The sequence below is a fragment of the Pseudomonas sp. MS19 genome (genome assembly GCF_013277615.1).
GTDB lineage: Bacteria > Pseudomonadota > Gammaproteobacteria > Pseudomonadales > Pseudomonadaceae > Aquipseudomonas > Aquipseudomonas marincola.
Genome location: NZ_VBTO01000014.1, coordinates 186809 through 212303, shown reverse-complemented (window position 1 = coordinate 212303; position 25495 = coordinate 186809). Strand labels below are relative to the sequence as shown.

24 protein-coding genes are annotated in these 25495 nt (G+C 56.6%); 17 read left to right on the top strand and 7 right to left on the bottom strand.

What is annotated here, in order from left to right:
• Nucleotides 1–18 precede the first annotated feature (18 nt).
• Nucleotides 19–459, bottom strand: a complete 441-nt coding sequence (locus FEZ62_RS16755) for a universal stress protein (protein ID WP_090508562.1) — start codon at nt 457–459, stop codon at nt 19–21.
• Between the two features lie 87 nt (nt 460–546).
• Between FEZ62_RS16755 and FEZ62_RS16750 the strand changes: the two genes are divergently transcribed.
• Nucleotides 547–984: a hypothetical protein gene (locus FEZ62_RS16750; protein ID WP_090508561.1), complete on the top strand. Its 438-nt coding sequence runs from the start codon at nt 547–549 to the stop codon at nt 982–984.
• Here FEZ62_RS16750 and FEZ62_RS16745 read toward each other — a convergent pair.
• Complete coding sequence (locus FEZ62_RS16745) at nt 981–1484, bottom strand: hypothetical protein (protein ID WP_172929047.1); 504 nt, start codon at nt 1482–1484, stop codon at nt 981–983. The two genes, FEZ62_RS16750 and FEZ62_RS16745, sit on opposite strands and share 4 nt — an antisense overlap.
• 205 nt (nt 1485–1689) lie before the next feature.
• Between FEZ62_RS16745 and fadB the strand changes: the two genes are divergently transcribed.
• The 6 genes from fadB (at nt 1690) to FEZ62_RS16715 (ending at nt 8984) form a co-directional block, all read left to right on the top strand.
• A complete protein-coding gene (gene fadB, locus FEZ62_RS16740; RefSeq protein ID WP_172929045.1) occupies nt 1690–3837 on the top strand; it encodes a fatty acid oxidation complex subunit alpha FadB in 2148 nt (715 codons plus the stop codon).
• A gap of 30 nt (nt 3838–3867) precedes the next feature.
• Nucleotides 3868–5043: an acetyl-CoA C-acyltransferase FadA gene (gene fadA / locus FEZ62_RS16735; RefSeq protein ID WP_090508558.1), complete on the top strand. Its 1176-nt coding sequence runs from the start codon at nt 3868–3870 to the stop codon at nt 5041–5043.
• A gap of 80 nt (nt 5044–5123) precedes the next feature.
• A complete protein-coding gene (locus tag FEZ62_RS16730; RefSeq protein WP_069898853.1) occupies nt 5124–5360 on the top strand; it encodes a DUF1653 domain-containing protein in 237 nt (78 codons plus the stop codon).
• Nucleotides 5361–5476: 116 nt separating this feature from the next.
• Nucleotides 5477–8086 carry a type I DNA topoisomerase gene (gene topA / locus FEZ62_RS16725; protein WP_069898851.1) on the top strand — a complete coding sequence of 870 codons (2610 nt, stop codon included), beginning with the start codon at nt 5477–5479 and terminating at the stop codon, nt 8084–8086.
• A gap of 68 nt (nt 8087–8154) precedes the next feature.
• Nucleotides 8155–8673, top strand: coding sequence for a DUF6586 family protein (locus FEZ62_RS16720; protein ID WP_172929043.1), 519 nt, complete (start codon nt 8155–8157; stop codon nt 8671–8673).
• 77 nt (nt 8674–8750) lie between these two features.
• A complete protein-coding gene (locus FEZ62_RS16715; protein WP_069898849.1) occupies nt 8751–8984 on the top strand; it encodes a hypothetical protein in 234 nt (77 codons plus the stop codon).
• A gap of 76 nt (nt 8985–9060) precedes the next feature.
• On the opposite strand, the gene sulA is transcribed toward FEZ62_RS16715, so the two are convergent.
• Together sulA and lexA are read right to left on the bottom strand one after the other, a co-directional pair.
• Nucleotides 9061–9531 (bottom strand): SOS-induced cell division inhibitor SulA, encoded by a 471-nt coding sequence (sulA, locus tag FEZ62_RS16710; protein WP_172929041.1) that lies wholly within the window; start codon nt 9529–9531, stop codon nt 9061–9063.
• A 10-nt stretch (nt 9532–9541) separates the two neighbouring features.
• Nucleotides 9542–10147, bottom strand: coding sequence for a transcriptional repressor LexA (lexA, locus tag FEZ62_RS16705; RefSeq protein ID WP_069898845.1), 606 nt, complete (start codon nt 10145–10147; stop codon nt 9542–9544).
• Nucleotides 10148–10403: 256 nt separating this feature from the next.
• Here lexA and FEZ62_RS16700 point away from each other — a divergent pair, with 256 nt between their 5' ends.
• Genes FEZ62_RS16700 through FEZ62_RS16685 form a run of 4 tightly spaced genes read left to right on the top strand, consistent with a single transcriptional unit; the run spans nt 10404 to nt 13448 of the window.
• Nucleotides 10404–11111 (top strand): TetR/AcrR family transcriptional regulator, encoded by a 708-nt coding sequence (locus tag FEZ62_RS16700; protein ID WP_172929039.1) that lies wholly within the window; start codon nt 10404–10406, stop codon nt 11109–11111.
• A 47-nt stretch (nt 11112–11158) separates the two neighbouring features.
• Nucleotides 11159–11683, top strand: a complete 525-nt coding sequence (locus FEZ62_RS16695) for a L,D-transpeptidase (protein ID WP_172929037.1) — start codon at nt 11159–11161, stop codon at nt 11681–11683.
• Nucleotides 11684–11704: 21 nt separating this feature from the next.
• Nucleotides 11705–12703, top strand: coding sequence for a beta-N-acetylhexosaminidase (nagZ, locus tag FEZ62_RS16690; protein ID WP_172929035.1), 999 nt, complete (start codon nt 11705–11707; stop codon nt 12701–12703).
• A 10-nt stretch (nt 12704–12713) separates the two neighbouring features.
• Nucleotides 12714–13448, top strand: a complete 735-nt coding sequence (locus tag FEZ62_RS16685; protein ID WP_172929033.1) for an S-methyl-5'-thioinosine phosphorylase — start codon at nt 12714–12716, stop codon at nt 13446–13448.
• A gap of 944 nt (nt 13449–14392) precedes the next feature.
• On the opposite strand, the gene FEZ62_RS16680 is transcribed toward FEZ62_RS16685, so the two are convergent.
• Both FEZ62_RS16680 and mfd read right to left on the bottom strand, forming a co-directional pair.
• Nucleotides 14393–14926, bottom strand: a complete 534-nt coding sequence (locus tag FEZ62_RS16680; protein ID WP_172929030.1) for a CsiV family protein — start codon at nt 14924–14926, stop codon at nt 14393–14395.
• A 9-nt stretch (nt 14927–14935) separates the two neighbouring features.
• Nucleotides 14936–18373, bottom strand: coding sequence for a transcription-repair coupling factor (mfd, locus tag FEZ62_RS16675; RefSeq protein ID WP_172929028.1), 3438 nt, complete (start codon nt 18371–18373; stop codon nt 14936–14938).
• Nucleotides 18374–18507: 134 nt separating this feature from the next.
• On the opposite strand from mfd, the gene FEZ62_RS16670 reads away from it, so the two are divergent.
• Entirely contained in the window at nt 18508–19974 is a 1467-nt protein-coding gene (locus FEZ62_RS16670) for a glyceraldehyde-3-phosphate dehydrogenase (RefSeq protein WP_069898831.1), read from the top strand.
• Nucleotides 19975–20035: 61 nt separating this feature from the next.
• Here the strand turns inward: FEZ62_RS16670 and FEZ62_RS16665 are convergent, their stop codons facing one another.
• The gene (locus FEZ62_RS16665; protein ID WP_172929026.1) at nt 20036–20599 is read right to left on the bottom strand and encodes a chalcone isomerase family protein; all 564 of its coding nucleotides are present in this window, start codon (nt 20597–20599) and stop codon (nt 20036–20038) included.
• 272 nt (nt 20600–20871) lie between these two features.
• Here FEZ62_RS16665 and FEZ62_RS16660 point away from each other — a divergent pair, with 272 nt between their 5' ends.
• The 5 genes from FEZ62_RS16660 to nqrE are packed head-to-tail and all read left to right on the top strand — an operon-like array spanning nt 20872 to nt 25483.
• On the top strand, nt 20872–22209 hold the full coding sequence (locus FEZ62_RS16660; RefSeq protein WP_172929024.1) for a Na(+)-translocating NADH-quinone reductase subunit A: 1338 nt from the start codon (nt 20872–20874) through the stop codon (nt 22207–22209).
• A gap of 2 nt (nt 22210–22211) precedes the next feature.
• Entirely contained in the window at nt 22212–23423 is a 1212-nt protein-coding gene (locus tag FEZ62_RS16655) for an NADH:ubiquinone reductase (Na(+)-transporting) subunit B (RefSeq protein ID WP_069898825.1), read from the top strand.
• Nucleotides 23416–24204 (top strand): Na(+)-translocating NADH-quinone reductase subunit C, encoded by a 789-nt coding sequence (locus tag FEZ62_RS16650; RefSeq protein ID WP_069898823.1) that lies wholly within the window; start codon nt 23416–23418, stop codon nt 24202–24204. The genes FEZ62_RS16655 and FEZ62_RS16650 overlap by 8 nt, the downstream gene beginning before the upstream one ends.
• Complete coding sequence (locus FEZ62_RS16645) at nt 24201–24875, top strand: NADH:ubiquinone reductase (Na(+)-transporting) subunit D (protein ID WP_170827724.1); 675 nt, start codon at nt 24201–24203, stop codon at nt 24873–24875. Before FEZ62_RS16650 ends, FEZ62_RS16645 begins: the two co-directional genes overlap by 4 nt.
• A complete protein-coding gene (nqrE, locus tag FEZ62_RS16640; RefSeq protein ID WP_010485177.1) occupies nt 24875–25483 on the top strand; it encodes an NADH:ubiquinone reductase (Na(+)-transporting) subunit E in 609 nt (202 codons plus the stop codon). The genes FEZ62_RS16645 and nqrE overlap by 1 nt, the downstream gene beginning before the upstream one ends.
• Nucleotides 25484–25495: the final 12 nt, after the last annotated feature.

Sequence of the window (25495 nt, the reverse complement as noted above, 5' to 3'; positions counted from 1 at the left end):
GTGGAGTCTACAAAGCGTTTATGAATCTTTTTTCAGGCGTACCGCGAGTACATCGCAAGGTGCGCCGTGCAGCACGTCATTGGCGGTCGAGCCGAGCAGCAGGGCGAGGCCGTGACGACCGTGGCTGCCGACGATGATCAGGTCGCAGCCTTGCTCTTCAGCAAGCTTGTGGATCTCCTGACGCGGCTGGCCGTAGGTCAGGTGGCGTTGATCGGCCAGCAGCTGCGGGTATTTGGTCGAGAATGCATCAAGGCGCTCGCGAGCCTGATCAAACTGTTGCTGCTGCAACATCGACAGGTCCATCGGCACATCGCCACCAAAGGCCATCGCCATTGGCTCTACAACGTGAACCACCGACAGCTTGGCATGCGTGCCATCAGCGAGCGCTACTGCACGTTTCATTACCGGGTCGCACTCTTCGGTTAAGTCGACGGCGACCATAATATGCTGGTAGGACATGGGGAACTCCTTATAAGAGTGACCGATAGTAATAAGTATGGCTGTTTTATTCACCTTACACAGGCATTTCTCAATGGGCTACATGCAATGAACTTTTGGATAATACTAATCTTGCTTTTTTGTGTGTTGAGCCCGTTCGCAATGTTGATGCCTTCGCGCCGGTTGCGCGGGCGCATGGATGTTCGCACCGAAGCCCGGCGAATGGGCCTCATCATGCAGCTTTCACGGCAAGAGTGGCCTTACTGGCTGGAAAATAAACCGCTCGATTCCTGCCCGCAATATCACCGTTCACGCCTGCGTGGGCGGCGCGAGCATTGGTGCTTTTGGCAAGATGGCGCAGGTAATTGGCTTAATCAGTGGCGTGAGCCTTGTGCCGATCCAGCACTCGCGGCCGCGTTGGCCGAGTTGCCGGCGGATGTTTATAAAGCAGAAGCCAATGCGCAGATGGTCGGTATTTGCTGGGGCGAAGCCGGCAAGCCGGGCGATTTGGAGAAAATCGCCACTTTCTTAAAGGCGCATGCCTAGCCCAAGGCAGCGGTTGCGCAGTTTATTAGCGCAAAAGAAAAAGCCCAGTGCTGCCACTGGGCTTTAGGGTTGGCCAGGCAGGCCGGAATTCTTTTCAGCGAAATCTTCGCTATCAATTTTGCACAGTAATCAACAGCGGCTATTTCGACGGTCAGCGTTGGCGACCGTGCATTCACTTTAGACGCAATTAAAACATTGTGCGTCGGGGACTGTCCCAAACTTACAGGGATGTCCAAAGCCAAGATCAGGCAGTCAGCCATTATGGCATAGCCCGCTGAGACAACAAAGCCGTGCTGCGTGTGGCTGCTAGCTGCTTGATCAAGTTCCGTCCGGGCTCTGCGGCGTTGTTCGGAAAATTGCACTGGTAACGGCTGGTAAATATGAAATAGTGCTTCATTGCCATTGATGATAATGCTTTTGAAGCAATTGCAGAGCAGCCTGAAACTGCAATTTGCAGCGCTATAAAGGATTGGAGTCGTTGTGTGGCAATTGACAATCACGGGGATTTCCGTGAAGGTGTGCTACCCAAATCAAACGGGCGTATGAATTGACCGTTTGCCTGAATAAGGCAAGGTCACTTGTTCCGAATATCGCGTCGGCGGGTGTTCTGGGCAATTAGCGACTTTAAGGGTTCTTACCCGCACGCTGGTTGGTCAGTAGGCACCGATGTGTACTGTTTAGCTTCCATACCGTGGAGATCAGTTGATGATTTACGAAGGTAAAGCCATCACGGTTAAGGCTCTTGAGAGTGGCATCGTCGAATTGAATTTCGACCTCAAGGGTGAGTCCGTCAACAAGTTCAACCGTCTAACCCTTAACGAGCTGCGTCAGAGCGTTGATGCAATCAAGGCCGATGGTTCGATCAAAGGCGTGATTGTTACCAGCGGCAAAGACGTATTCATCGTCGGCGCCGATATCACCGAGTTCGTTGAAAACTTCAAGCTGCCTGATGAAGAGCTGGTTGCCGGCAACCTTGAAGCCAACAAGATTTTCAGCGACTTCGAAGACCTCAATGTTCCGACAGTTGCAGCCATCAACGGCATCGCACTGGGCGGCGGCTTCGAAATGTGCCTGGCTGCGGATTACCGCGTCATGTCGGCCACCGCTAAAGTCGGCCTGCCAGAAGTTAAGCTGGGCATCTACCCGGGCTTCGGCGGCACTGTGCGCCTGCCACGCCTGATCGGTACTGATAACGCCATCGAGTGGATCGCTGCGAGCAAGGAAAACCGTGCTGAAGACGCCCTCAAAGCAGGCGCTGTCGACGCTGTGGTTGCTCCGGACAAGCTCCAGGCCGCTGCTCTGGACCTGCTCAAGCGCGCCATCTCCGGCGAGCTGGATTACAAGGCCAAGCGTCAGCCGAAGCTGGATAAGATCAAGCTCAATGCCATCGAGCAGATGATGGCATTTGAAACCGCCAAGGGTTTTGTTGCCGGTCAAGCTGGCCCGAACTACCCGGCGCCGGTTGAAGCGATCAAAACCATTCAGAAAGCTGCAAACTTCGGCCGCGACAAAGCGCTGGAAGTTGAAGCTGCAGGCTTCGTCAAACTGGCCAAGACTTCGGTTGCTGCCAGCTTGATCGGCCTGTTCCTGAACGATCAGGAACTGAAGAAAAAAGCCAAGCACCACGACGAAATCGCCAAAGACGTGAAACTGGCTGCCGTACTCGGCGCTGGCATCATGGGCGGCGGTATCGCCTATCAGTCGGCTGTCAAAGGCACGCCGATCCTGATGAAAGACATCCGTGAAGACGGTATCCAGACTGGCCTCAACGAAGCGTCCAAGCTGCTTGGCAAGCGCGTTGAGAAAGGCCGTCTGACTCCGGCGAAAATGGCTGAGGCGCTTAACGCTATTCGCCCGACCATGTCTTACGGCGATTTCGGCAACGTCGATATCGTTGTAGAAGCCGTTGTCGAGAACCCGAAGGTCAAGCAAGCCGTATTGGCTGAAGTTGAAGGCGTGGTGCGTGAAGACGCCATTCTGACCTCCAACACTTCGACCATTTCCATCAGCTTGCTGGCCAAGGCCCTCAAGCGTCCGGAAAACTTCTGCGGCATGCACTTCTTCAACCCGGTACACATGATGCCGCTGGTTGAGGTTATTCGTGGCGAGAAGTCGGGCGACGTGGCTATCGCGACAACTGTTGCCTACGCCAAGAAGATGGGTAAGACCCCGGTTGTGGTTAACGATTGCCCGGGCTTCCTGGTCAACCGTGTACTGTTCCCGTACTTCGGTGGCTTCTCCAAGCTGCTTGAATTCGGCGTTGATTTCACCCGTATCGACAAGGTTATGGAAAAGTTCGGCTGGCCAATGGGCCCGGCGTACCTGTCTGACGTTGTCGGCATCGACACTGGCCACCACGGCCGTGACGTAATGGCTGAAGGCTTCCCGGATCGCATGGCTGTAGAAGGCCGTACCGCGGTAGACGTGATGTACGAAGCCGATCGCCTTGGCCAGAAAAATGGCAAAGGTTTCTACGCTTACGAGACTGACAAGCGCGGCAAGCCGAAGAAAGTCGTTGATCCGCAGTCGTATGAGCTGCTCAAGCAGATCATCCGCGAAGAACGCGAACTGACCGACGAGGACATCATCAACTTCATGATGATTCCGCTGTGCATGGAAACCGTACGTTGCCTGGAAGACGGCATCGTGGATAGCGCTGCCGAGGCCGATATGGGCCTGATCTACGGTATTGGCTTCCCTCCATTCCGTGGTGGTGCGCTGCGTTACATCGACAGCATTGGTGTTGCCGAATTCGTTGCCCTGGCCGACAAGTATGCCGAACTGGGTGCGCTGTACCAGCCGACCGAAAAACTGCGTGAAATGGCTAAAAATGGCCAGAAGTTTTTCGGTTAATAGCGGACAGATTAAAGCGAGAGTAAAACGATGAGCTTGAATCCAAGAGATGCAGTGATTGTCGACTTCGGTCGCACCCCGATGGGGCGCTCCAAGGGCGGCATGCACCGTAACACCCGTGCCGAAACCATGTCGGCGAACCTGATTCGCGGCCTGCTGGACCGTAACACCAAGGTCGATCCGGCTGAAGTCGAAGACGTAATCTGGGGTTGCGTAAACCAGACCCTGGAGCAGGGCTGGAACATCGCGCGCATGGCGTCGCTGATGACCCAGATCCCGCACACCAGTGCCGGCCAGACGGTCAGCCGTCTGTGTGGTTCTTCCATGAGCGCGCTGCACACTGCTGTGCAGGCGATCCAGACCGGTAACGGCGACGTGTTCGTGGTTGGCGGTGTGGAGCACATGGGCCACGTTGGCATGATGCACGGCGTTGATCCAAACCCGCACCTGTCGCTGTACGCGGCAAAAGCCTCGGGCATGATGGGTCTGACTGCTGAAATGCTCGGCAAGATGCACGGCATCACCCGTGAGCAGCAGGATGCATTCGGCGAGCGTTCGCATCGTCTGGCGCACAAAGCGACAGTCGAAGGCAAATTCAAAGACGAAATCATCCCGATGCAGGGTTATGACGAGAACGGCTTCCTGAAAGTGTTCGACTACGACGAGACCATTCGTCCAGAGACCACGATCGAAAGCCTGGCTGCATTGCGTCCGGCGTTTAACCCGAAAGGCGGCACCGTGACTGCGGGTACTTCCTCGCAGATCACTGACGGCGCTTCCTGCATGATCGTGATGTCCGCTCAGCGTGCACAGGATCTGGGTATCCAGCCGATGGCTGTGGTTCGCGCCATGGCTGTTGCGGGTGTTGATCCGGCGATCATGGGTTACGGCCCGGTTCCGTCGACTAAGAAAGCCCTGGCTCGTGCTGGCCTGAGCATCGGTGACATTGATTTCTTTGAACTCAATGAAGCCTTTGCAGCCCAAGCTCTGCCTGTGTTGAAAGACCTGAAAGTGCTCGATCAGATGGAGCAAAAGGTCAACCTGCACGGCGGCGCGATTGCACTGGGTCACCCGTTTGGTTGTTCCGGAGCCCGTATCTCCGGTACCCTGCTCAACGTCATGAAGCAAAATGGCGGCACCTTGGGTGTTGCTACTATGTGCGTGGGCCTCGGTCAGGGTATTACGACTGTCTTCGAACGCGTTTAAGCGTTAGCTGGCATCAAACCGGGGCCAAGTGCCCCGGTTTTTGTTTGTCCGGCGTCAGATTTTTTTCAAGGATTATCACGATGGATTTGCAACCCGGACTGTATCGCCATTATAAAGGCCCCGAGTATCGCGTTATCGGCGTGGCCAGGCATTCTGAAACACAAGAGCAGGTCGTGGTCTATCAAGCCCTGTATGGTGAATACGGGATTTGGGTGCGTCCGCTGGAAATGTTCTGCAGTCACGTTACAGTTGAGGGTGAAAGTGTCCCTCGATTCGCTCTGGTTGAGGCGCATGCGCCACTTTTCGACCGTCCCTGAGTCACTGTCGCGCAATTACTGTGCTTGACCTCGGCTCTATCGCCACTATATATAGCGGTGCCACGTCAGGCGGATGCGCCTTTCAAATTTTTCGAACTTCAGGAATCTTCTGATCCATGGGTAAATCGCTGGTCATCGTGGAATCCCCGGCCAAGGCCAAGACCATCAACAAGTACTTGGGTAACGAGTACGTGGTGAAGTCGAGCATCGGCCATATCCGAGACCTGCCTACCAGTGGTTCGGCTAGTGCGGCTAAAGAGCCCGCCAAACGCGGTAAGGCAGCTTCAGAGGCGCCAGTATTGACGCCCAAGGAAAAAGCCAAGCGTCAGCTGGTGGCGCGCATGGGGGTTGATCCGGAAAACGGCTGGAAAGCCCATTACGAGATCCTTCCAGGCAAAGAAAAGGTCGTCGACGAACTGCGCCGACTCGCTAAAGAAGCCGACACCATCTATCTCGCAACCGACTTGGATCGCGAGGGGGAAGCCATTGCATGGCACCTGCGCGAATCCATTGGTGGTGATGACAGCCGCTACAAGCGGGTGGTGTTCAACGAAATTACCAAGAAAGCCATTCAAGAGGCGTTCTCCAAGCCGGGCGATCTCGACATTAATCGAGTCAATGCCCAGCAGGCACGGCGCTTCCTCGATCGCGTCGTGGGCTACATGGTCTCGCCACTGCTGTGGGCGAAGATCGCGCGGGGTCTGTCGGCCGGCCGTGTGCAGTCGGTAGCGGTGAAGCTTGTTGTCGAGCGCGAGAAAGAAATTCGCGCTTTTGTCCCGGAAGAATACTGGGATGTGCACGCTGATCTGGCCACCGGCAACAAGGACACCGTGCGCTTTGAAGTGGCCCGTGAGAATGGCGCTGCCTTCAAGCCGCTCAACGAAGCGCAGGCCATGGCCGCCGTTGAGGCGCTCAAGTCGTCCAGTTACAGCATTGCCAAGCGCGAAGACAAACCGACCAGCAGCAAGCCGTCGGCGCCGTTTATTACGTCCACCTTGCAGCAGGCTGCCAGTACGCGCCTGGGCTTTGGTGTGAAGAAAACCATGATGATGGCCCAGCGTTTGTACGAAGCGGGTTACATCACTTATATGCGTACCGACTCGACCAACCTGTCGGCTGACGCAGTGAGCATGGTGCGTGACTTTATCGTGGGTGAATACGGCAAGGAGTACCTGCCAGAAAAGCCTAACGTTTACAGCAGCAAGGAAGGCGCACAAGAGGCGCACGAAGCGATTCGTCCGTCCGACGTCAACACCAAGCCGACTCAGTTGAGCGGCATGGAACGTGATGCTGAGCGTCTATACGAGCTGATCTGGCGCCAATTCGTGGCCTGCCAGATGCCGCCTGCCAAATACCTGTCGACCACGGTTACCGTGGCTGCAGATCGCTTCGAGCTGCGCGCCAAGGGCCGTATCCTCAAGTTTGACGGTTACACCCGTGCCTTGCCGCAAGTCGGCAAGCCTGGCGATGATGGCGTGCTGCCGGACATGGCTGAAGGCGAGGTGCTCAAGCTGCTCAAGCTCGATCCGACTCAGCACTTCACCAAGCCGCCCGCGCGTTACTCTGAAGCCAGCCTGGTTAAAGAGATGGAAAAGCGCGGTATCGGTCGCCCTTCGACTTATGCGGCGATTATTTCGACGATTCAGGACCGTGGCTATGTGGCCATTCACAACCGGCGTTTCTACTCCGAGAAGATGGGCGACATCGTTACCGAGCGCCTGAGCGAAAGCTTCTCCAATCTGATGGACTACGGTTTCACCGCGAGCATGGAAGAGAACCTCGACCATGTGGCGCAGGGTGAGCGTCAGTGGAAGCACCTGCTTGACGAGTTCTACGGCGACTTCAAGAAGAAGCTTGAAGTGGCAGCCGATGGCGACAGCGGTATGCGTGCCAATTCGCCAACGCTGACTGATATTCCGTGCCGTGAATGTGGCCGTCCGATGATGATTCGCACTGCCTCGACCGGCGTGTTCCTCGGCTGCTCGGGCTACAGCCTGCCGCCAAAAGAGCGCTGCAAGTCGACCATCAACCTGGTCCCAGGCGATGAAATTGCGGCGGACGATGAGGGCGAGTCGGAATCGTTGCTGTTGCTCAGCAAGCATCGCTGCAAGATTTGCGACACGGCGATGGATGCCTACCTGCTCGACGAAACCCGCAAGCTGCACATTTGCGGCAATAACCCGGATTGCGCGGGTTATGAAATCGAGATGGGTCAATATCGCATCAAGGGCTACGAAGGTCCGAGCCTTGAGTGCGACAAGTGCGGCAGCGAGATGCAGTTGAAGACCGGTCGTTTCGGCAAGTTCTTCGGTTGCACCAACGCTGAATGCAAGAACACCCGCAAGTTGCTGCGCAGCGGTGAGCCGGCGCCACCCAAGATGGATCCGGTCAAAATGCCGGAACTCAAGTGCGAGAAGGTTAACGACACGTACATTCTGCGTGACGGCGCTTCCGGGCTGTTCCTGGCCGCAAGCCAGTTCCCGAAGAACCGTGAAACACGTGCGCCGCTGGTCGCTGAGTTGATTCCGCATAAAGACGAGATCGACCCGAAATACCACTTCTTGCTCGACGCACCAAAGAAAGACCCGGAAGGGCGTCTGTCTGTAGTGCGCTACAGCCGCAAGACCAAAGAGCAATATGTCCAGACCGAGGTCGACGGTAAGCCGACTGGCTGGAAAGCGTTCTTTGATGGCGGCAAGTGGAAAGTCGAAGACAAGAAACGCTGATCAAAAACGCGCGCCAGTTCATCGCTGGCGCGCGTATATTGAACTGATCCGCAGTGGAGGGCGCCAACATGGCGAGCGAGCTTTACACCCGCACCAATCAAAAAATCTTCTATGCCGGGCTCTCGCTGGAGTCGTTGCGCAAGGCCGAGGCTGGCCAGGCGATCAATTCTCCGGCGTTGATTCAGGCTGAGCGCGAATCGGCTCTGTTTCACTTGTACGGCGCGCTGCTTGGGCTGTGCCATGAAGTGGCAGGTTTCTATCGGCTGCCTCAAAGCAATGCGCCGCGCGCCGAAATGCTGCTCGATAAAGCGTTGCTTGAAGCAGCGCCGAGCCCTGAGTTTGCAGAGCTGGTTGAGCTTGCCGGGCAATCTGAAACCTGGCTGGCACAATTGCTGAAGGCCTATGCCGATCTCTTTGTGCCGCAACAGACTGCCAGCAAGGCCAAAGTAGACCCGACCACGCCGCTAATCACTTCGGTAACGCTTGAGGAAGAGCCGGTCGAGTTGAGCAGTGCTGAACTTGAGGCATGGCGTCAGGAATTGAAGTCGTTGGCACGACGCTTTCGCGAGTCGCTGACTGAGTGGTAAGCAGCGATTTGATCGGCGGGCTAGGGTGAGTCTCGGTCGCCTGTTACAATAATTGGCTAACTTGGAGATTCATACTTATGCCTACCTCGTTTCTGGAAATCGTTGAACTACCTGACGGCCGCATTGCTCTGCGTCGCGCAGAGGATGAAGAGTCGCTGGTAGTGCTCGATTTCTCTGAGGAAGCCAAGACATTTCTGCAGGGCCAGCACGTAGAAGTGGCCAAGGCCATGCTCAATGTGGGCGTGCAGATGGCCGGTCATCTTGCTGAGAACGACTTCCAGCACGACGAAGGTCCGCGCGTACTGCACTGATTCAATCGGCAGAGTACACACATAAAAAGAGCAGCCTCAGGGCTGCTCTTTTTGTTGGGTCAATGATTAAGCGGTTTCAGCCAAGGCTGATATTCAGGCTCTGCGCAGCGCCTTCTTTGGCAGCGGCTTCAAGCAACAGACGGGCTTTACGTTCCAGCGGATGCAGCCAGCTGATCACGGTATGGCTGCGGCCCAGACGCAGTGTTTCCTGAGCGAGCTGCAAGGGCGTCTGCTTACTGCGTGGGTGCAGCAGCAAGATGCGCTCGCGATTGAGGCCAGCGTCTCGTAGCCACGCTTGGGTGAGGCTTGCTGGTGGCGCAATCAGGGTCAGCCAGCGTTGCTCATTGTTTTCGCTGAGTTCTCGCAGCATTGGGGCGAGCAGGTTCAGGCAGGATCCAGCGGCTCCGCGTAGGGAAATTTCACTGAATGCTTCTGGTGTTTCCACTCGCTCGATGTGCGCAGGTGCTTCAGGCACCAGAGCAGGAGCTGGGAGAAACGCGCCAAACAGTGGCAATTGTGTGCGGTTGTGCGACTGTGGAAACTGCATGAGAACTCCTCTAGCGGCGTATAACGCCGACGCTCAATCCTTCGATAACCAATTCTTGTTGTTCAAGGTCGACTTCAATTGGCTGGAACTCAGGGTTCTCAGCAATCAGCCAAACGGTATTGCCCTGGCGCTTGTAGCGCTTAACGGTGACTTCATCGCCGATCCGGGCGACCACGACCTGGCCGTTGCGGGCCTCACGCGTGGTGTGCACGGCTAGAAGGTCACCGTCCAGAATGCCGATGTCTTTCATACTGGTGCCATGCACGCGCAGCAGATAATCGGCGCGCGGATGAAAGAACGCCGGATTGATCTTGCAGGATTCTTCGATGTGCTGTTGTGCCAGAATAGGCTCGCCCGCAGCGACCCGGCCAATGACTGGCAGGCCGTCTTCTTCATTGGGTTCAAAACCCGGAATGCGGATACCGCGAGAAGCGCCCGGCGTCATTTCGATGGCCCCTTTGCGGGCCAGTGCCTTAAGGTGTTCTTCGGCGGCGTTGGGCGACTTGAAGCCGAGCGCCTGAGCGATTTCTGCCCGGGTAGGCGGGAAGCCGTTGTCTTCGATGCAGCGCTTGATGAACTCAAGGATCTCGGATTGGCGTGGCGTCAGCTTAATCATTTCTGGGCTCTGTCTTTTTATACAGTGACTGGGATTATATACAGTAGATTGGGCTTGGCAATAATCCTTTTTCACTGTTGTCGTGTCGCCGCCCGAAATCAGTGTTACTTGCAGGTTGTGTGAAACGTCTCGTTAATATCGGCGTGGACTTTGCTATAAAGCTTGTTATTCACTTGTGTGATGATTGAAGTTGTAGCTTGACAAGCTGTTCATCTAATACGTATGTTTCAAACAAGTGTTTGTCAGGTATTCGTTTATGGCACAGTCAGAAACCGTAGAGCGCATTCTCGATGCGGCCGAGCAACTGTTCGCCGAGAAGGGTTTTGCCGAAACGTCATTGCGATTGATCACCAGCAAGGCTGGAGTCAATCTGGCGGCGGTTAACTATCATTTCGGCTCGAAGAAAGCCTTGATTCAGGCTGTGTTCTCACGCTTCCTCGGTCCTTTCTGTGTCAGCCTTGAGCGTGAGCTTGACCGACGTCAGGCCACGCCGGGCTACAAGGCCACCCTTGAAGAGTTGCTCGATTTGTTGGTCGAGCAGGCGCTGGCGGTAAAGCCGCGCAGTGGTAATGACTTGTCAATCTTCATGCGCTTGCTCGGTTTGGCGTTCAGCCAGAGTCAGGGCCACTTGCGTAAGTACCTTGAAGAAGTTTACGGCAAGGTTTTCCGTCGCTACATGCTCCTGGTTCATGATGCTGCGCCGCGTATCCCGCCGCTTGAGCTGTTCTGGCGCGTGCACTTCATGCTCGGCGCCGCTGCGTTCAGCATGTCCGGTATCAAGGCTTTGCGCGCCATGTCGGAAACCGACTTCGGGGTTAATACGTCGCTTGAGCAGGTCATGCGCTTAATGGTGCCTTTCCTCGCTGCGGGCATGCGCTCGGAAACCGGCGTGTCTGATCCTGCATTGGCGGCCGCGCAATTGATTCCCCGTGCCAAAGGCTCAAGCGCAACCGCCAAGGTTTAAGCGCTCACGGGTGGGCGCGCTGGCTTTGTTCCGCTAAGCTAGCGCGCATGTCTACCGTTAACTTTCTACACATCTCTCTGGCTGATCAGACGCTCTACGGTTTCGCCGATGATGCGCTGGTTGTACGTCTGCCTGTCTCCACTGCCCTGAATGGTCCTGGCGAACTCAACGGCTCCGGTTGCACGCCGCGTGGCATGCATGTGGTGCGCGCCAAAATCGGCGCAGGCCTGCCGGAAGGTGCCGTGTTGCGCGGCCGCCGCTGGACCTCTGAGGTCTGGTCTGCAGCGCTCGCCGAGCAGTTCCCGGGGCGCGACTGGATTCTCAGCCGCATTCTCTGGTTGAGCGGCTGTGAGCCCGGGCGCAATCGTTTGGGTAAGGTGGATACCTTTCGTCGTTATATCTATTTGCATGGCACGCCGCCCACTGAACCCATGGGCGTTGCGTTGTCTCATGGCTGCATCCGGCTGCGTAATCCCGACTTGATCGGTCTGTATGACATGATCTCGGTCGGTTGCCGCGTTTTGATCGATGAGGCGCCGTGTCCGCAATGGGCGCAGGCGTCACTTACTTAAGGAATATTTGTGAGCTCAAGCATGCAAGGTTCACTGATGCTGGACATCGACGGTACCTGGCTGACGGCCGAGGACCGGCAAATTCTGCGTCAGCCCGAAGTCGGTGGTCTGATCTTATTTGCCCGCAATATCGAAGACCCGCGTCAGGTTCGCGAACTGTCGGCAGCTATTCGCGCAGTTCGCCCGGATATTCTGCTGGCCGTGGATCAAGAGGGCGGTCGCGTTCAGCGTTTGCGTCAGGGTTTCGTGCGCCTGCCTGCCATGCGCGCCATTGCCGATAACAGCAATGCGGCTGAACTGGCTGAGCATTGCGGCTGGCTGATGGCCACTGAAGTGCTGGCTGTCGGGCTCGATTTAAGCTTTGCGCCGGTGCTTGACCTTGATCACCAGCGCAGCGCAGTGGTAGGCAGCCGCGCCTTTGAAAGCTCGCCGCAGCGTGCTGCCGAGTTGGCGGGTGCATTTATCCGAGGCATGAATCAGGCGGGCATGGCGGCAACCGGCAAGCATTTTCCGGGGCATGGTTGGGCTGAAGCCGATTCGCATGTGGCTATTCCGGTGGATGAACGCAGCCTTGAGCAAATACGCGCTGAAGATATGCAGCCGTTTACCCTGCTCGGCAATCAACTGGCCGCCGTCATGCCGGCCCACGTTATTTACTCGCAGGTCGATAATCAGCCTGCAGGTTTCTCCAAACGCTGGCTGCAGGAGATCCTTCGCGGCGAACTGGGCTTCAAAGGCGTGATTTTCAGTGATGACCTGTCCATGGCGGGCGCTCACGTGGTGGGCGATGCGGCGAGCCGTATCGAAGCTGCATTCAGTGCCGGTTGCGACATGGGCCTGGTGTGTAATGACCGTGCCGCCGCCGAGCTGGCGTTGAGCGCAGCCCAGCGCCTGCAGGTTGTAGCGCCGGATGGCTTGGCGCGTATGCGTCGTCAGGCATTCCCCGGTGTTGAATACCGCCAGCACCCACGCTGGTTGAAGGCCATTAACGCGCTGCGTAGCGCACAATTAATCGAATAAGGGGCGCTTGATGACTGTTTACGCCATCATTGGCGGTACGGGCCTGACCCAGCTGGAAGGCCTGACAATTACGGCTGCATTGAACATGGATACGCTGTACGGCGCGCCATCAGCTCCGGTGCTGCGTGGCGAATACGCCGGGCGTGAAGTGTTGTTTCTGGCGCGTCATGGCCATCCGCACCGTATCCCGCCGCATCAGGTCAACTATCGCGCCAATATCTGGGCGCTCAAGCAGGCTGGCGCCGAAGCAATTATTGCAGTGAATGCCGTGGGCGGTATTCACATGGCCATGGGCACCGGGCACTTCTGCGTGCCGCATCAGGTGATTGATTACACCTCGGGCCGCGAACACACCTTCTTTGAAGGCGAGCTCGATCACGTTACCCACGTTGATTTCAGCTACCCGTACGATGAAAAGTTGCGTGAACTGCTGATCGCCGCTCTGGCTGCCGAACACTGTGAATTCAGCAGCCACGGCGTTTATGGCGTAACTCAAGGCCCGCGCCTCGAAACAGTAGCCGAGATCGCCCGCATGGAGCGTGATGGCTGCGATATCGTCGGCATGACCGGTATGCCTGAGGCCGTGTTGGCGCGTGAGGTTTCTCTGCCGTATGCATGCCTGTCGCTGGTGGTTAACCCGGCAGCGGGCAAGGCCACCGCGTTGATTACCATGGCCGAGATCGAGCGTGCGCTTGAGCAGGGCATGGGCAAAGTTAAAGCCGTATTGGTCAGAGTGCTGAGCTGATCGCGTTCAGGTTTTGCTTTGCATAAAGGCCCGTTTGCGGGCCTTTATGCTGTTTGGGATGTGAGTTTTATGGGCTGTAAATCCGACGAAGGTTGGAATCCGCGTCGCGGCTTCCGACATGGCGGCCTGCGGGTTGGCGCGGGATTTATGGTGCGGCTGCGAGGGTTTTGACGGATTGCGATGCTTTGCACGCTATCCATCCTCCGCACGCTATCCAACGTTCGCACGTTACCCATCGACCGTACGTTTTCAATCTGCCGGTGGGTTGTTGGGTTTTGAATTGTACGGCTGTTATTTCAATGGAGGTTGGAATCCGCATCGCGGCTTCCGACATGGCGGCCTGCGGGTTAGCGCGGGATTTATGGTGCGGTTGCGGGGGTTATGACGGATTGCGATGCTTTGCACGCTATCCAACGTTCGCACGTTATCCATCGACCGTGCGTTATTAATCTGCCGGTGGGTTGGTGGGTTTTGAAATGATTGCCTGTTATTCCAATGGAGGTTGGAATCCGCATCGCGGCTTCCGACATGGCGGCCTGCGGGTTGGCGTGGGATTTATGGTGCGGCTTCGAGGGTTATGACGGATTGCGATGCTGCGCACGCTATCCATCCTCCGCACGATATCCAACGTTCGCACGTTATCCATCGACCGTACGTTATCAATCTGCCGGTGGGTTGTTGGGTTTTGAATTGATCGGCTGTTATTTCAATGGAGGTTGGAATCCGCATTGCGGCTTCCGACGTGGCGGCCTGTGGGATGGCGCGGGATTTATGGTGCGGTTGCGGGGGTTATGACGGATTGCGATGCTTTGCACGCTATCCATCCTCCGCACGATATCCAGCGTTCGCACGTTATCCATCGTCATCCATCGTTCGTACGTTACCCTCCAACCGCCGGGGATTTGGCCCGGGCTTGCGATTGCTTTGTCCGGGCGGGGGCGGGGTTAGCGGATGCGGATCAATATGCCGAGGCTTTGGTAATCGATGAAGGTCAGTTTGCCGCGGGTGACGGGTGAGCCGGTTTTCTTGATGTGTTCGCTGGCGCTGACCAGGCCGCTGGAGTCGAACTGGTTGACCCACAACTGCGTGTCGACCTTGAATGTGCGCCCCTGGCTGAATGTCAGCGTGCCTTCGACTGGGTAATGCCCCAGTTGCTGCTCGCCGTTGGAGATCGCTACGCTGTTTGGCGTCTCGCTGATGGGTTGGCTCCAGGCTTGATGCAGCAGCACTTCATAACCGTTTTCAGGGCTGAGCTTGGCCGCCTCTTGGTCCAGTGCGGTTTCGCGTGATTGCTCTTTGCTGATGGCCATGGCGCCGGCGCTCCAGCCTTCCGGCGCGAGCTTGCTCGAAGGAATAGGCTCGCCCGGCTGGCGGAATACGATGACCTCAACCTTGTAAGTATCATTGGCGCTCACAGGCGCGGACGCGAGCGTCAGCAGGGTGAGAGCGAGTAAGGCAGCACTTCGAAATGCGCGCATGCAAAATCCTTAGTTTTTCGGCATCAGGCGCTCAAACAGCGCCTCAAGGGTATTGAAACGTTCTTCGGGGCGTTCCATCGAAATCTGGAATTTGAACTGCGTCGCGCCTTCGAATTTATAGCGATTGGGTTGGCTCTGGATCAGCTTGATCAAGGTTAGCGGATCAACCTGGGTGTCGGCGGTGAAGTCGATGCGACCGCCTTGCGGACCGGCGTCGACTTTACTGATGCCGAGTGTTTCGGCCTGCAATTTGAGCAGGGTAATGCGCACCAGATTCTTGGTCGGCTCGGGAAGCAGGCCGAAGCGGTCGATCATCTCAACCTGCAGTTCCTTGAGGTCATCCTCGTTGGCGGCGTTGGCAATGCGCTTGTACAGAATCAGCCGCGCATGCACGTCGGGCAAGTAGTCTTCCGGGATCAGCGCCGGTACGCGCAAGTTGACTTCAGGGCCGCCACCGAGTGGCTGGTCGAGATTAGGTTGCTCACCTTTGCGGATTGATTTCACCGCGCGCTCAAGCATTTCCATATACAGCGTGAAGCCAACGGCTTGGATTTGTCCGCTCTGGCCATCACCAAGCAGCTCTCCAGCGCCACGAATCTCAAGGTCGTGGGTGGCCAGCACAAAGCCTGCGCCGAGATCCTGCGCGTTGGCGATGGCTTCGAGGCGCTTCTGCGCGTCGTCGGTGAGTTGCTTGCGTGGCGGTGTCAGCAGGTACGCATACGCCTGGTGGTGGCTGCGACCGACGCGACCGCGCAACTGATGCAGTTGGGCAAGGCCAAACTTGTCGGCGCGCTCGATGATGATGGTGTTGGCGCTCGGCACGTCGATGCCGGTTTCGATAATGGTCGAGGCGATCAGTACGTTGAAGCGCTTGTGATAGAAGTCGCCCATCACCTGTTCCAGTTCGCGCTCGCGCATTTGTCCGTGGCCGATACCAATACGGGCTTCAGGCACCAGTGCGGCGATATCAGCGGCGCATTTTTCGATGGTTTTAACATCGTTGTGCAGGTAGTAAACCTGACCGCCGCGCAGCAGTTCACGCAGCAGCGCTTCTTTGATGACGGTGTTTTGCTGCTCCATCACAAAGGTGCGTACCGACAAGCGCCGCGCTGGCGGGGTGGCAATAATCGACAGGTCGCGCATGCCGGCAACGGCCATGTTCAGTGTGCGCGGAATTGGCGTGGCGGTGAGGGTGAGAATGTCGACTTCGCTGCGCAGCGCTTTCAGCTGCTCTTTCTGGCGCACACCGAAACGGTGCTCTTCGTCGATGATCACCAGCCCCAGGTTGTTGAACTTGACGTCATCCTGCAGCAACTTGTGGGTGCCGATGACGATATCAACCTTGCCTTCGGCCAATTGCTGCATGGCCTCGCCAACTTCCTTGGCGCTCTTGAAGCGGCTCATCACCTCGACCTTTACCGGCCAATCGGCGAAGCGGTCGCGGAAGCTGTTGTAATGCTGCTGGGCGAGCAGGGTGGTCGGCACCAGGATCGCAACTTGTTTGCCGCCATGCACGGCGATAAAGGCCGCACGCATGGCGACTTCGGTCTTGCCGAAGCCAACGTCGCCACAGACCAGACGATCCATCGGCTTGGGTGCGAGCATGTCGTCGTGAACCGCGTCGATGGCTGCTTGTTGGTCCGGCGTCTCTTCGAACGGGAAGCCCGAGCTGAACGTGGCGTAATCGGCCATTGGGTCGGCAAAGGCGTAGCCTTCACGGGCAGCGCGGCGGGCATAGATATCCAGCAGTTCAGCGGCCACATCGCGTACCTGCTCGGCCGCTTTGCGCTTGGCTTTCTGCCAAACCTCAGAGCCAAGGCGGTGCAGCGGCGCAAGGGCGTCATCGCTGCCGGTGTAGCGGGCAATCAGGTGCAAGCTGGCAACCGGCACGTACAGCTTGGCTTCTTCGGCGTATTGCAGCGACAGAAACTCAGCGCTTTGGCCGTCGATTTCCAGGGTGATCAGGCCTTGATAGCGGCCAACACCGTGATCGATGTGCACCACCGGAGCGCCTTCGCGCAGTTCGGTGAGGTTCTTGATGACGTTTTCGCCAGCGTCACGGGTTTTCTCGCGACGACGACGCTGCATGACGCGTTGGCCAAACAGCGGGCTTTCGGCAATCAGGGCGATTTCATCCAGCACCAGGCCTTCGTCGAGCGGTGCGATGGTGATGCCAAGGCGATCTTTAGCCTGAGTGAACTGCGGCCAGCCCTCGAACTCGCGCGGGCTGAGCTTAAGCCGGGCCAACAGTTCGAGGAGTACTTCGCGGCGACCGGCGGATTCGGCGCAGAACAGAATGCGGCCCGGGTAGTTTTCGATAAACCGGCGCAGGGCGGCGAGTGGTTCGCTGGACTTGGCTTGAATCGCCAAATCTGGCATCGGCTGCGCATTGAAGCGCTGGCGGCCGACGCCGTCTTCGATGTCTTCCTTGCTGATGACTACGCGCGGCCAGTCTTTCAGGCGTGCAAAGCAGTCTTCAACCGGCAGGAAAATATCGCTTGGCGGCAGCAATGGGCGTTCAGGGTCTACGCGGCGCTCTTCGTAGCGGTTGCGCGCATCGGTCCAGAACTGTTCGGCGGCCTTTTCGATACCGGGCAGCGAGAACACCTGCGTGTCTTGCGGCAGGTAGTCGAACAGGGTCGCGGTCTCTTCGAAGAACAGCGGCAGGTAATACTCGATACCGGCCGGGGTAATGCCGGTCGAAAGATCCTGATAGATCGGGCAGCGCCTGAAATCAACGTCAAAACGCTCGCGAAAGCGTCCGCGGAAATCGGTCACGGCTTTCTTCTCGAGCGGGAATTCGCGCGCAGGCAGCAGCTTGATCGACTCAACCTTGTCGATCGAGCGCTGAGTCTCCGGGTCGAAGGTGCGCAGGGTTTCGATTTCGTCATCGAACAGATCAATACGGTACGGCTGGTGGCTGCCCATCGGGAACAGGTCGATCAGCGCTCCGCGCACGGCAAATTCGCCATGCTCATACACGGTGTCCACGCAGCGATATCCAGCGGCTTCGAGGCGGCTGCGCATCTCGTTGACTTCGAGCTTTTGCCCGGCATCAAGCACCAGGCTGCTGCCCAGCAAGAAACGTTTAGGTGCCAGGCGATGTAGGGCGGTGGTGATCGGGACTACCAAAACCCCGTGTTTCAGCTCTGGCAGGCGATACAGCGCGGAAATACGCTGGGAAGTGATGTCTTGGTGAGGGGAAAACAGGTCATACGGCAGCGTTTCCCAGTCCGGGAAGTGCAAAACCGGCAGCTCAGGGGCGAAGAATCTGAGTTCTTGCTCCAGGCGCTCAGCACTTTGGCTGTCGGCAGTCAGTAACAAAGTGAAACGCTTTGCACTGCTGGCGGCTTCGGCAATTGCCAGGCTCAAGGCGGCACCGGGCAGGTTCCCCCAGTGTTGTTTGCCGGCCGAGGCGGGCAGGGACGGTAGGCGCAGTACGGACACAGGCAGCTCACGGTCAAGACACAAGGGCGCTGATTGTACCGATCAAGCATGCCTGCTGTCAGTTATGACACGATTGCATTGCTCGAAAGCGCGTCCGCCGTCATAATGTAGCCCCTTTTTTCAGCCCCTACAGAATGTGGAAGGTACTGCCCGTGACTCAGAAGCCCGACCAGTGTCTTGGTGAATGGATTGATCGCGAAGCCCTCGCGGAAGCAATGATTCCGATGATTGGCCAGCTCTATCGCAATAACAACGTGGTCACTTCGATCTATGGTCGTAGCCTGATCAATCGTTCGGTTATTCAGATCCTGAAGGCTCACCGTTATGCGCGCCACCGTCTGGATGGCGATAACGAACTGTCGGTACACGACACGTTCCCGATTTTGAAAACCATGAGCGAGCTCAAGCTGGGCGCTGCTTCTGTTGACCTTGGCCGCATGGTTGCCAAGTTCCACAAAGAAGCCAACGGTCGCAGCATGGAGCAGTTCGTGCGCGATGAGCTGACGACTGTAGCCGGTCAGCAAAATGTTGCCGGACGTCAGGGCACTGACGTGGTGCTGTACGGCTTTGGCCGTATCGGTCGCCTGCTGGCACGCATCCTGATCGAGAAGACCGGCGGTGGCGATGGCCTGCGTCTGCGCGCCATTGTTGTGCGTAAAGGTGCTGACAACGACCTGGTCAAGCGTGCAAGCCTGCTGCGTCGTGATTCGGTACATGGTCCGTTCGACGGCACCATCACTGTTGACGAAGCCAACAGCACCCTGACTGCCAACGGCAACCTGATCCAGGTGATCTACTCGAACGATCCAGCATCGATCGATTACACCTCGTACGGTATCGAGAACGCTTTGCTGGTGGACAACACCGGTAAGTGGCGTGACGCCGAAGGCCTGGGCCAGCACCTGAAGTGCCCGGGTATTGATCGTGTAGTTCTGACAGCGCCGGGTAAAGGCGAGCTGAAGAACATCGTTCACGGCATCAACCACGCAGAAATCACCGCAGACGACAAGATCGTCTCGGCCGCTTCTTGCACCACCAACGCCATCGTGCCGGTGCTTAAAGCAATCAATGACAAGTACGGCATCGTCAACGGTCACGTTGAAACTGTGCACTCGTACACCAACGACCAGAACCTGATCGATAACTTCCACAAAGGCAGCCGCCGTGGTCGTTCGGCAGCGCTGAACATGGTTATCACTGAAACCGGCGCAGCTACCGCTGCGGCTAAAGCATTGCCGATTCTTAAAGGCAAACTGACCGGTAACGCGATCCGTGTGCCGACGCCTAACGTGTCGATGGCGATTCTCAACCTCAACCTTGAGAAGTCGACTTCCCGCGAAGAAGTTAACGATTACCTGCGCTACATGGCGCTGCACTCGGAACTGCACAAGCAGATCGACTACGTTAACTCGCAGGAAGTGGTTTCGACCGACTTCGTGGGTTCGCGTCACGCCGGTGTGGTTGATGCCGAGGCGACTATCGCCAACGATAACCGCGTTGTTCTGTACGTTTGGTACGACAACGAGTTCGGTTACAGCTGCCAGGTGGTGCGTGTGATGGAAGACATGGTTGGGGTTAACCCGCCAGCGTTTCCAGGCTAATCGCCACCGGTAAATAAAAACGGGGGCTTCGGCTCCCGTTTTTTATGGGCTTGGTAAAGATTCACTGTCCGGCGAGTAGGGTGTTACGCAGCTCGTCGGACAAGCCAGAAGGGGCCAGCCAGATGCCGAGGTAGGCGCGGGCAAGCTCGGTGTTTGGGCTGGTGAAGCGCCGCGCCCCATTAATGTCGAAGCTCAGACCATTGGTCGGGTCGAAGTTAAGCGCGTAGCGGTCGCCGGGGCGTATGTCAGTGAACTGCGCGTGCAATCGATCGATTTCACTGCGTAGTTTTTCCAGTGTGTTAGTGGTTAACTGTTTCTCCAAGGTGGTCCAGGCCGCTTTAATCACATCATCACGGTCTATCGCCCTGAAGTAATAAAGCTCAAGGCGCGTATTGCTATTAAGGCGTAATGCCTGCTTGGGGCTCTGTTCGGGGCGGGTGTATAGCGCTGCGGCGTATACGTCTGCCCACAAGTAGGTGAACACCGCCTGGCTTTTAAGTGCCAGTGGCTGATTGTCGATGCGCACTTGCGGGGCAAATGCCGCCTGATTAAGTCGCTCGCTGGTGTTGGCAAATGCATTGAAGCCGAGCAGGCAAAGAACTATGAAAATAAGAATATTTCGCATGTCGTAAGTTGTCCTCAGACTTTAGTCTTATTTGAGCCTGCTTCTGACCTGAGTCAAGCCCCTGTCTGTTGCGCCCTGTTACGGAATAGTTAAAAAAAGCAAGCGCTTGGGTGGTCAGTGGAGGGGGGCGTCTTTATAATCAAACGGATTTTTTACCCGCGCTCAACATCGCCTTGCACGCTGCATTTATTGCAGTGTGGGATTTTTCATTAGGCTTACAGACGTTGACCGTATTCTAGAAAAAGCTTTTAAATCAGTGGTTAGGCAAACCTATGATCAACATTAAACGTGGGCTCGACTTGCCCATCACCGGTGAGCCGGTGCAGCGTATTGAAGCCGCAAGGCCCGTACGCAGCATCGCCGTCGTCGGCTTCGATTACCACGGTATGAAGCCAACGATGAACGTTCAGGTCGGTGATCGGGTCAAGCTCGGACAAATTCTGTTCTCCGACAAGAAAACGCCTGGCGTGGTGTATACCGCTCCAGGTGCTGGTGTTGTCAGTGCAATTCATCGCGGCGAGAAGCGTATTCTGCAGTCGGTGGTGATTGATCTTGACGGTGACGAGCAGGAAACATTCGCGCAATACCCGAGCGCCCAATTGGTGGCTCTCGAGTCTGCTCAGGTTCGTGAGAACTTGCAGCAGTCTGGTCTGTGGACCGCATTGCGTACACGTCCGTTCAGCAAGGTCCCAGCGGTTGACGCCGTGCCTAGCTCTATTTTCGTGACTGCAATCGATACCCACCCGCTTGCGGCAGACCCGGCTGTGGTTATTGCCGAGTATGCGGCGGACTTCGAAGACGGCCTTAAAGTGCTGTCGGCGTTGGCCAAGGTATTCGTGTGCAAGGCTGAAGGCGCCAACATTCCTGGCGACAAGCTGAGCAATGTTCAGGCTGAAAGCTTTACTGGCCCGCATCCTGCTGGCCTCGCCGGTACACACATTCACTTCCTCGACCCTGTCAGCGCCACTAAAAGCGTCTGGTCTATCGGCTATCAGGACGTGATTGCTATCGGCAAGCTGTTCACCACCGGTCAACTGTGGGTTGAGCGCGTTGTTGCACTGGCCGGTCCGGTTGTGACCAAGCCACGCCTGCTGCGTACCCGTCTGGGTGCCAGCCTGCAAGAGCTGACTGCCGGTGAGCTTGAGCCAGGTGAAAACCGCGTTATCTCGGGTTCGGTGCTGGGCGGTCGTACTGCTCAGGGCGCATTTGCCTTCCTCGGTCGTTATCACCAGCAAGTGTCTTGCCTGGTTGAAGGCAATGACCGCGAGATGCTGCATTACCTGCGTGCCGGTGTGAACAAGCACTCCGTGATGAATATTTTCGTCTCCAAACTGGCGGCAGCGAAGAAATTTGCTTTCTCCACCACGACCAACGGTAGCCCGCGCGCCATGGTTCCGGTCGGCAACTACGAGGCGGTCATGCCGCTCGATGTTCTGCCAACCCAACTGTTGCGTTATCTGATCGTCGGCGACACCGAGATGGCCCAGAAACTGGGTTGCCTTGAGCTCGATGAAGAAGATTTGGCGCTGTGCACGTATGTATGTGCTGGTAAGTATGAATATGGCCCGATCCTGCGCGACAACCTCGCAAGCATCGAGAAGGAGGGTTGATCATGGGCATCCGTGCATTCCTCGATAAAATCGAGCACAACTTTGAACATGGCGGCAAGTACGAGAAGTGGTATGCCTTGTACGAAGCAGTCGATACGTTTTTCTATCGCCCGGGCAGCGTGACCAAAACCACCGCCCACGTGCGTGACGGCATCGACCTCAAGCGCATGATGATCACCGTCTGGCTGTGTACCTTCCCGGCGATGTTCTTCGGCATGTGGAACACTGGCTATCAGGCCAACCTGATCTACAGCGCAACTCCTGATCTGCTGGCCGCTCAGGAAGGCTGGCGTTTCTCGCTGATCAGTGCCATGGCCGGGTTCGACCCGACCAGTCTCTGGGATAACTTTATCCAGGGCGCTGCCTACTTCCTCCCGGTCTATGCCACTGCCTTTATTGTCGGCGGTTTCTGGGAAGTCCTGTTTGCCTCGATCCGCAAGCACGAAGTCAACGAAGGTTTCTTCGTAACTTCCGTGTTGTTTGCCCTGATCCTGCCGCCAAGCATCCCGCTCTGGGAAGTGGCGCTGGGTATCAGCTTCGGTGTGGTGATCGGCAAGGAAGTGTTCGGCGGTACCGGTAAGAACTTCCTCAACCCGGCACTTGCTGGCCGTGCGTTCCTGTTCTTCGCCTACCCGGCGCAAATGTCTGGCGATGCAGTGTGGACTTCGGTCGACGGCTTTGCCGGTGCAACTTCGCTGAGCCTCGCGGCTGCTGGCGGCGTTGAGAACATTGTGGGCAGCGGCATTACCTGGATGGACGCGTTTGTCGGCACTATTCATGGCTCGTTGGGTGAAACCAGCACGCTGGCTCTGATGATCGGTGGCGGCATCTTGCTGATTACCAAGATTGCTTCGTGGCGCATTGTTTCTGGCGTGATGATCGGCATGATCGGTTTGAGCATGCTGTTCAACGCCATTGGTTCAGATACCAATCAGTTGTTCGCTATGCCGTGGTACTGGCACTTGGTAGTCGGTGGTTTCGCTTTCGGTATGTTCTTCATGGCCACCGATCCGGTGTCGGCCTCGATGACCAATACCGGCAAGTGGATCTTTGGTGCGCTGATCGGCTTCATGGTCGTCTTGATCCGTGTTGTCAATCCGGCCTTCCCGGAAGGCATGATGTTGGCGATTCTGTTCGCTAACCTGTTTGCACCGCTGATCGATCACTTCGTCGTTCAAGCCAATATCAAGCGGAGGCTGGCACGCAATGTCTAGTCAAAAAGAATCCACAGCACGCACGCTGCTGGTGGCCCTGTTGGTTTGCCTGGTGTGCTCGGTCTTCGTTGCCGGTGCAGCCATTGCGCTGAAGCCGACGCAGCAAGACAACCGTCTGCTCGACAAGCAGCGCAGCATTCTGGCGATCGCCGGTCTGGGTAATCCGGGCATGAGCGGTAAAGAAGTCAAGGCGCTGTTCAATGATCGCATTACTGCCAAGATCGTTGACCTGCAAACTGGCACGTTCAGCGATGCCAAAGATCCGCTCAAGTATGAGCCGCTGCAGGGTGCCAAAGATCCGGCTGAGTCGATTGCGCTGACGTCCGATCAGGATCTGGCCAAGCTCAAGCGCCGTGAGCGTTACACCATCGTGTATCTGGTTCAGGCCGACGGCAAGCTGGATAAAGTGGTTCTGCCTATTCGTGGTCAGGGCCTGTGGTCGACTCTTTATGGCTTTATCGCCCTTAAAGCCGACCTCGACACGGTCAGCGGTTTTGGTTTCTACCAGCACGCTGAAACACCGGGTCTTGGCGGCGAAGTCGACAATCCGAAGTGGAAGGCACTGTGGCCAGGCAAAACCATTTACGCTGACGACGGCAAAGTTGCCATCTCGGTGGTTAAAGGTGGCGTAGACCCGAAGAGCCCGAAAGCAGAGCATCAGGTTGATGCGCTGGCGGGTGCAACGCTGACCAGTAATGGCGTCGATCACCTGCTCAAGTTCTGGATGGGTGAAGAAGGCTTTGGTCCGTTTATCACTAAATTGCGCGCAGGGGAGGCTTGATCATGTCGCAGCCGACTATAAAAGAAGTCCTGCTCAATCCGATCTTCAACAACAACCCGATTGGTTTGCAGATTCTGGGTATCTGTTCCGCTTTGGCGGTTACCTCGAACCTGAAAACCGCGCTGGTAATGTCGATCGCATTGACCTTGGTAACCGGGTTTTCCAACCTGTTTATCTCGATGATCCGCAGCCAGATCCCAAGCTCGATTCGTATGATCGTGCAGATGGTGATCATTGCGTCCCTGGTAATTGTGGTGGACCAGGTACTTAAGGCGTATGCCTTTAGCCTGTCCAAGCAACTGTCGGTATTCATCGGCCTGATCATCACCAACTGTATCGTGATGGGCCGCGCCGAAGCCTTTGCCATGCAGAACCCGCCGGTGCTGTCGTTCTTCGACGGTATCGGTAACGGTTTGGGCTACAGCGCCATGCTGATCGCACTGGGTATCGTTCGTGAACTGTTCGGCGCCGGCAAACTGCTCGGTTTCGAAATCCTGCCGGTGATCAACGACGGCGGCTGGTATCAGCCGAACGGCATGCTGCTGTTGCCACCGTCCGCGTTCTTCCTGATTGGCCTGTTCATCTGGGCGATCCGTAGCTGGAAGAAAGACCAGGTTGAGAAGCCAAGCTTCAAAATGGCGCCACAGGTCTCGAATAAGGAGGCTTACTAATGGAACACTATTTGAGCCTGCTGGCTAAGGCCGTTTTCGTTGAGAACATGGCACTGGCCTTCTTCCTGGGCATGTGTACGTTCATCGCGATCTCGAAGAAAGTCGAGACGGCCATTGGTCTGGGTATCGCAGTAATCGTGGTACAGGTTATTACCGTTCCGGCCAACAACCTGATCTACACCTACCTGCTCAAAGATGGCGCGCTGGCTTGGGCCGGTCTGCCGGACGTTGACCTGAGCTTCCTCGGTCTGCTGAGCTACATCGGTGTTATCGCGGCAATCGTACAGATCCTCGAAATGCTCCTGGATAAGTACGTACCTGCGCTGTACAACGCGCTGGGCGTGTTCCTGCCGCTGATCACCGTAAACTGCGCAATCATGGGCGGCACGCTGTTCATGGTTCAGCGTGACTACAACCTGGCCGAGAGTACCGTTTACGGTTTCGGTTCTGGTCTGTCTTGGGCACTGGCAATCGCCGCTCTGGCAGGGATTCGCGAGAAGCTCAAGTACAGTGACGTGCCGGCTGGTTTGCAGGGTTTGGGTATCACCTTCATTACCATCGGTTTGATGTCTCTGGGCTTCATGTCCTTCTCTGGCGTGCAGTTGTAAGGACGGAATGAT